The 6,856-nt window shown below is 63.4% G+C and carries 4 protein-coding genes and 1 pseudogene; all 5 read right to left on the bottom strand.

The window, feature by feature from the left end; genetic code table 11:
* A pseudogene (locus KBZ07_RS14170) lies at positions 1-878 on the bottom strand (hypothetical protein); the annotation flags it as partial.
* Between the two features lie 427 nt (positions 879-1,305).
* Positions 1,306-1,737 carry a transposase gene (locus KBZ07_RS14165; protein ID WP_254932214.1) on the bottom strand — a complete coding sequence of 144 codons (432 nt, stop codon included), beginning with the start codon at positions 1,735-1,737 and terminating at the stop codon, positions 1,306-1,308.
* A 192-nt stretch (positions 1,738-1,929) separates the two neighbouring features.
* A complete protein-coding gene (locus tag KBZ07_RS14160) occupies positions 1,930-2,403 on the bottom strand; it encodes a hypothetical protein (protein ID WP_254932213.1) in 474 nt (157 codons plus the stop codon).
* Positions 2,403-2,852, bottom strand: coding sequence for a hypothetical protein (locus KBZ07_RS14155; protein WP_254932212.1), 450 nt, complete (start codon positions 2,850-2,852; stop codon positions 2,403-2,405). The genes KBZ07_RS14160 and KBZ07_RS14155 overlap by 1 nt, the downstream gene beginning before the upstream one ends.
* Positions 2,853-3,043: 191 nt before the next feature.
* Positions 3,044-6,856: phage/plasmid primase, P4 family (locus tag KBZ07_RS14150; protein ID WP_254932211.1), on the bottom strand; the 3,813-nt coding region annotated here is incomplete at its 5' end.

Below are 6,856 nucleotides of genomic sequence, written 5' to 3'. Positions count from 1 at the left end.
GGGAGATCTACATACAATGTTGCGCTCCCTCCTGGAGTATTTGGGTTTATTAGATCAAGCCATCTCGGACTCGAATTGATGCCTCCCTGGCTTCCGAGGACTCCGATTTTCAGTTGCAGGGCTCCCTTTACTACCCTGACGTCTTGGTCGCCACCAAGTCCATCATCAGACCAGTATCTAAGACCATTATTATACGATGTAGTTCCAGTTCTAAAATTTCTTGATCCAAACTCGCCTTTTTTCCAGCTCCCGGCACTATATTCTCTGCCGATCTGAATTCCCGATCCATTTGCTATATAAAGCCAGCTCTGTCCGGCAAATGGATCAGAGTTGAACTGCTCCGATGCCAGTGTCTTTGGAGGTAGGACAGCTGCTTCGGCGTTAATGTACCCAGATTTGGGGTCTAGCAATATAATTTCATCGCCTAAGGTATATTGGCCGGAAAGATTTACTTCGCTGAGGGGTCTATCTAATAAGATATTGGAAAAGTGCTCGCCCTCGTCACCACGCGTATCCGCTTCATTCAGTTGTGCATCCAAGTGATGCCCCAGTTCCTCAGTGAGAACCGCATTCACCTGATCCTGGCTTGCCGTCGCCAACCAGACAGCATTCAGATAGATGGTTCCGGTGCTGATCGCATAAGCCCCAAGCGCCCCGCTGATATCTGCCGACGAAAGCAAAACAATCGGCGGCAGGGCGCTGAAATCATCTTTTGCCCACTGGGCTGTTAGCTCTTCAAGAGCCTCAGGCGTCCCGTTAAGGAGCAAGGCCTCCTGAGCTGCCGCCACCAGCGAGCCATCTGCTGCCCAGCCCTGGAGCAGGGCGTACCACTCGGGGAGCAGGGAGGCGAGGAATTCGTCGCTGAGATTGGTTGCCATTACTAAATTCTCTACTTCTTGCTTGGGCGTTCTGGATAAGTTGCTAGCCCTTCCTCGTGCCTTCAGGATCTCTTGGATTCTACATGGGTCTTGCCAAATTTGGATAAAAAAATTTAGCCGGCAGCATTCAAGGTTTAATTTCTCAGCGAGTAGCTGCTGCGGCCCGGCATTTTCCTGAGGCATATGTCTTTATGCAGTTAATGCATAAAACCTTGCTCTTTCATCCCTGCCTGGGTCTTTCCGCTCTATTTGAGCCAATAACAAGCCTCCGCCACGCCCGACAGGTGCCATTTGGACCCCCTTTCTGGTCCTGAGCTCAAAGTCATTGAGGATGCGGGTGAGCGGCCTGAGGCTCGCCCCTTGCTGGTGTAGGGGTAGGACAAAGGGAGCGATGGCTGCTGCTTCTATCTCCAGCAGCCTGGCCTGCTCAGCGTTGTGCGCTTTGAGGTGCTCCCTGGTCCCACCGAGTAAAATCCCACGCTTTGTGCTTGCTGGCATTGGCCTGCACCTTGGTGCCATCCAGTGCCACATGGCCCAGGCTCACCATGCCGGCCTTCTGGCACAGCCGCAGGATCTGCACGAACAGATCGCTCAGAGCATCAAGATTGCGGCGCCGGAATTCACTGATACGGCTGTGATCGGGCTGTTGGTTGGCGGTCAGCACCCGGAAGGCCAGATCCTCGTAGCAGGCCCGCTCGATCCTGCGCGAGGAGACGATGCCCACGCAGTAGCCGTAGAGCAACAGCAACGTCATCATCCTCGGGTCAAACCCTTTCTCCCCACGGGGATCCTTGGCCTGAGCAGGGATCAGAATCGCGCCGAGATCCAGCTCATTCACCAGATCCAGCAGGAAATACACCTGGTGGTCATCCGAGAGCCAGTCACTGGGTGATGGCGGCAGCAGGGTCGTCTGCTCCGGCTGCCAGGGACGGAAGGACTTGGGCTTTTGCATGCCCCATTCTCTCGCCTGGATCCATTGCAGTCACTGGGATCTGGGCAGATTTAGGGGCGTCTGTGGAGAAGCGGACGCTGATCTATGCGCAACAGGCTCCTAGGGCAGCTGCGCCAGGGCTGCAGCCTCATCGGGATCGAGGGCGCCGGCGCTGGCCACCATGGCCCGCTTCACCCGGGGGTGTTGCCGGGCCTCAACCCAGGGATCAGGGTCTGCTGGTGGCCGCGGCGTATCCAGCAGCAGACCAGCGTCGGCCAGATCCACCAGATCGAGCGCCTCCAGATCCAGCCGGGCCAGGCCCATCACATTCACGGCCTGCCGGCGCTTGTGGATCCCGGGCCACAGCGGCTTGAGGCAGGTGCCGCAGCACGGGGCCAGCTCGGTGTGGCTGACCCAGCGCAGCATCGGCCGCTGGCCTCCCAGCCTGTTGGCCTGGGGTGGCGGGCAGGAACAGATCGGCCCCACCGGGCCGGGGCGTTTCTTCGGCAGCGGGTCGAGGATCGTGCCCGGCCCGGCACCGTCGAGGATGTTGCCTCTCAGGTAGGCGCCTGAGGGTCTGCGGCGGCGTGCCATCACAGCCTCCGGGTGGTGGTGCTCTGGTCCAGGCTCAGCCAGCGGCCCACGATGCCGATGAGGCCGGCGGCGGCGCTGAACTGCCGATCCTCGATGGCCGCCTCGATGGCGCCGTCCACCTTGGTGAGCATCCGGCTGACGTATTCGTGCCGCTCGGATTGAAAGTGCCGTTTCAGCTCCTCATCGGCCAGGGCGATCAGCTCCTCCATGCGGGCCTTCTGCAGCCCCCACTGCGCCCTGCCTCGGCCCACCACGGTCACATAGGCCGCCCCTTTGTGGAACCACTCGATGATCTGCCCGACCCTGGCCACCGTGATCGCCTGGCTGGCGCGGCCGCACACCGCCATGTGCAGCGGGTTGGCCTCACAGAACGCATCCCACTCCGGTCCCTCGCGGGTGGCGGGTATCGGGATGGCATCAGGCGGTGGCGGGAGCGAGCGGCGGGCCATGGATTCAGTCTGATTTTAGTTGCAGGGCGGTGAGCAGTAGCTGGATCAGCCGCGGCGCTTAGCCCATGGCGGAGTGGGATCCGCTGATCCAGGTCGCCCTGGGCGGGCCGATGCAGAACAGCCGGGCGTAGGCCGCGGCCACGGTTGCCTCGACAGCCAGCCCGGGTGGAACTGGGCGCAGGTAATGGCCATCACGATTCACCCCGATAGCAATCCGCCCAGGTGCGGCCGGCGGCGCTCAGCTCAGCTACCACCGGCACCGGGCGTACGGGACCACTTCCAGAGATCACCATTGCTTCGGCCGGCGGCGCCCATTGGAACTGGAAGGCCTGCATCAGGGCCTCGCGGTACAGATCCAGGTGCTGCTCGGGCACGCTCACCACCACCTCGTCGTGGAGGAAGCAACGCACCTGGGCGGCGATCTCCAGGGGCAGGCGCAGGATCCCCTCCGCCATCCACTCCCGGGTAGTGGATTGGCCCATGTAGGCCGGGGCCTGGGTGAAGGCCTTGCTCTCACCCTTGCGCGGGCCTTGGGTGTGGCGGCCGGTGTAGAGCAGGCGGCCGAAACCGTTGTTCAGGGGCCCGCCGGACTTGCCGATCGCCACCACCCGGTCGATCCAGCGGTGCACGGCGGCGTGCTGCTGGCGGTGGCGCTGAATGAAGGCCTCGCACTCCGGCAGGGGGATGCTGGTCTGATTGTGCATCCCATTGGGCTGCTGGTTGTAGCGGGTGCCGTGGCCCAGAGCCTTGGCCAGGTTCTTGGGGATGCCAAACTGCTGCGCCAGGGCCTGGTTGATGTCCACCCCGGCATCAAACAGATCGAGGTATCCAGGATCTTGGCTCCATACGGCCACGGCCCGGGCGTCAGCTTTGCTTAGGTCGATCGCCAGCAGCAGGTGATCATCGGCATCTGGCAGGAACACCTCCCGCTCGGCCAGCTTGCCGGCGTTCTTGCCGAACACTGTCAGGCCGGGTTTGGTGATGCTGCAGCGGCCGGTGGCCTGGCCGGGGAACACTGCCGGGTGCACCCGATCGCCCGCGGCGTAGGACAGCACATTGCTGTAAGTGCTGCGGCTGCCCACCAGGCCGGCCACATCCTCAGCCAGGGCCCCCAGGGCGGCATTGCCGGGGTGTTCGGCGGAGATGGCCAGCAGGCCCTCGGCCTTGATCTGCGGCTGGCCGGTGGCGGTGACGGGCAGGTTGATTCCCAGCTCGTCAAAGGCCGCGGCGATGGCCGCCTTGCCGGCAGCGGTGGCGTGGGGCGTATTCCACTTGCCGCATTTGTCTCGGGTGCGGGGCGGCAGGCCGATGGCCTCCAGCCAGGCCACGGTTTCGGCGATGCGCTGCTGCCGTGCAGCCTCGCGGACCTCGATCTCCGGCCGGTCGATCCGGAACCCAATCAGGGTGATGCCGTGGGTGAGGCGACCCATCAGGCGCAGCTCGCGGTGCTGGTAGGGGGTGAGCTGGCCGGCGGGGCACTGGGCGTCGAACACAGCGCGTCCCGCCATCACATCACCCCGCAAGTACCTGGTGTATCTGGGTTCGCCCTGCGGGATCAGCTCGAACCCGGCTGCCCTCAGCTCAGTCGGTGTGCCCTTCAAGCCGGCGCCCTCGGCCGCCTCGATCGCCAGCACCCCCAGGTCATCCGTTTTGCCCGGCAGGCCGCGGCGCCCCGCTGCAGCATCCAGCCCCAGCTGGCGCAGATACCGATCCGGCGGCAGATCCTCAACGTTCGGGTGGGCCAGGGCCTCCAGCACCATCGTGTCGATCAGCCGGCCCGCCTCGCTCAGTCCCAGCAGATCCAGCCCGTGGTGATGGGCTAGGGCCAGGAAATCGAACCCGAGCCCGTTGTGGGCCACCAGTGGGCCCTGGTGCTCCAGCAGCTCGGCCGGATCGGTGCCGATGCCGTGATCGGTGCCCACCAGCCGGACAAATGGCCGGGTTGGATCTGGGATGCGCCATAGCTCCGCGGCGCTGGCGGTTTCCAGATCCGCCACCAACGGATCGGTGCTGCCGGCCACCACTAGGGTCTCCGCCGGGGGGATCCACAGGGCCGGTTCAGCAGCCGCGGCCATTGTTAAAGGCTCGGCAGTTTCGGCAGTTTTGACCCATTGCAGCAGTTTGGTGTTCAGCTCAGGTTGTTTCCTATAGGTGGTGCAATAGGGCGAAACTGCCGAGACTGCCGATCCAGCAGCCCCTGGACCGTGCAGATCACCCTCCACCACAGCGATTTTTCCCTCGGCAGTTTTGCTCGGCACTTTTGACCCCGAAACTGCCGAGCCACCCCCTGGTGTTGAAGTTTGATGCTGACCTTGATCACAATCAGGCCCGCTCGGCAGTTTTGAGGGCCCCCGCTCGGCAGTTTCGGGATCCACCTCAATCAGGTCCCAGCACCACGTCCCGCCCTCCGGTTTGAACTCCTGCACCCAGGCCAGCCGCACCCGTTCGTTGAACTTGTGTTTGCCAAGAATCCAGCCGGCCTTGCCCCCGTGCTCCTCCTCCACCCAGCTGCAAAACAGCTGGTAGAGGTTCGATCGGGGGATGCACCGGGGACTCCGATCGCCCGGCACCGTCCGCTCCACCAGGAACATCCGCACCCGATCCGTACGCTCGGCAAAGGCCTGCTGGCGGCCAGGATCCAGCGGCAGGAAATTGCCCCGGAGCTTGCGCTTGTGCAGCGCCTCCACCAGCAGCCGCAACACCCCCGGGATCTCATCCCGCAGGATCCGATCCTCGATCGTTTTATCCTCCCGGCCCACAAAGCTGGTCGGAAACTCGAAATGGGCCACCCGAGCCAGGAACGCCCCGCTGGCCTCGCTGGTGGCTGGCACCGTGTTAGAGCTGAACACCAGCATCGCCTGGTTCCGCATCGCGAACCGATGCCCGTGCTTCCGCTGGGCCTCGAACTCATCCCCGCCGGTGAGCACTTTCACCAGCGACAGATCCTGCAGATCCTCCGCTGATAGATCGGCAAAGGTATTCAGCACCTTGCCGAACAGGCTGCTGCTGGCGAACCGATCACCGCCGGATCGGCTCAGGTCATGCAGGCTCACATTCGCCCGCAAATGGGCGCCCACCAGGGCGTTAAGGATCCGGATCCAGGTGCTTTTGCCTGAGCGGGTCGGGCCCGTCAGGAACACGATCAGCCGCGGCCACTCCGACAGATCCAGCATCTGGCAGCACACATCCAGTAGCCCATCCAGCTGGCCCGGCGCCACCTGTTCCACCCACTGCAGGTACGTGGGGCACTCCGCTGCCGGATCCCACTGGTGCGGCAGCTGGATCAGGGTCAGGTGCTCAGGGGTGTGCTCCCGCTGCTGCAGGGTCATCACATCCAGCAGGCAGTTCCGGAGATTGATCACCGGCCGCGGCTGCTGGAACGGAATCACCAGCCCCTCGGTTTTCAGCTGCGCCAGGGCGATCTTGGTAACGCTGGCCTCAAACTCCGGCCGGTAGTCATCCCCGAGCGTTTCGGACACCAGGCGGGTCCACCACAGGCTGCAGCCGTTGTGGAACACCCCGCCCTGATACACCGCCACCGACTGGTCGCCGCTCATCGCCAGGTCGTGCTCGCCGCTCAGGTATTCCCAGCAGCTGGCGGGCTTGAAATTGCTGCCATCGAAAAAGGCGGTGAGCTTGGCCGGCCGCTTCGGGGCCTTGATCGCCTTGTGCTCGATCGCCGTGTCGATCAGGTGGCGCAGCAGCTTTACCCGCCGCTCCAGCGTCGGCTGGCGGCCCAGCAGATCATCCAGGCCGTCACTATCGCCGCCGGTGCCGGGGTTGATCAGGAACCGCACCGACCGGGCCATCAGCTCGCCCAGCAGGTACTTCTCCAGCCGCCGGGCCGCCTCCCACACCATCCACTTGCTGGCCACATCGGCATCGAACGCCACCAGCACATCACGGCTCTCTACCGGCAGCGCCAGCAGATCCGCGCTCGGTTTCAGGTCGTGGCTCCAGCTCCAGCAGCCGGGCAGGCCGAATGGAATCGCAAATGGCGCCTC

This window comes from Cyanobium sp. BA20m-14 (genome assembly GCF_024346295.1).
This window is presented reverse-complemented; position numbering and strand designations above follow the sequence as displayed.

Coding starts and splice junctions, on each gene's coding strand:
- KBZ07_RS14160 (WP_254932213.1), bottom strand. CDS start 2,403: ATGGCACGCCGCCGCAGACCCTCAGGCGCCTACCTGAGAGGCAACATC.
- KBZ07_RS14155 (WP_254932212.1), bottom strand. CDS start 2,852: ATGGCCCGCCGCTCGCTCCCGCCACCGCCTGATGCCATCCCGATACCC.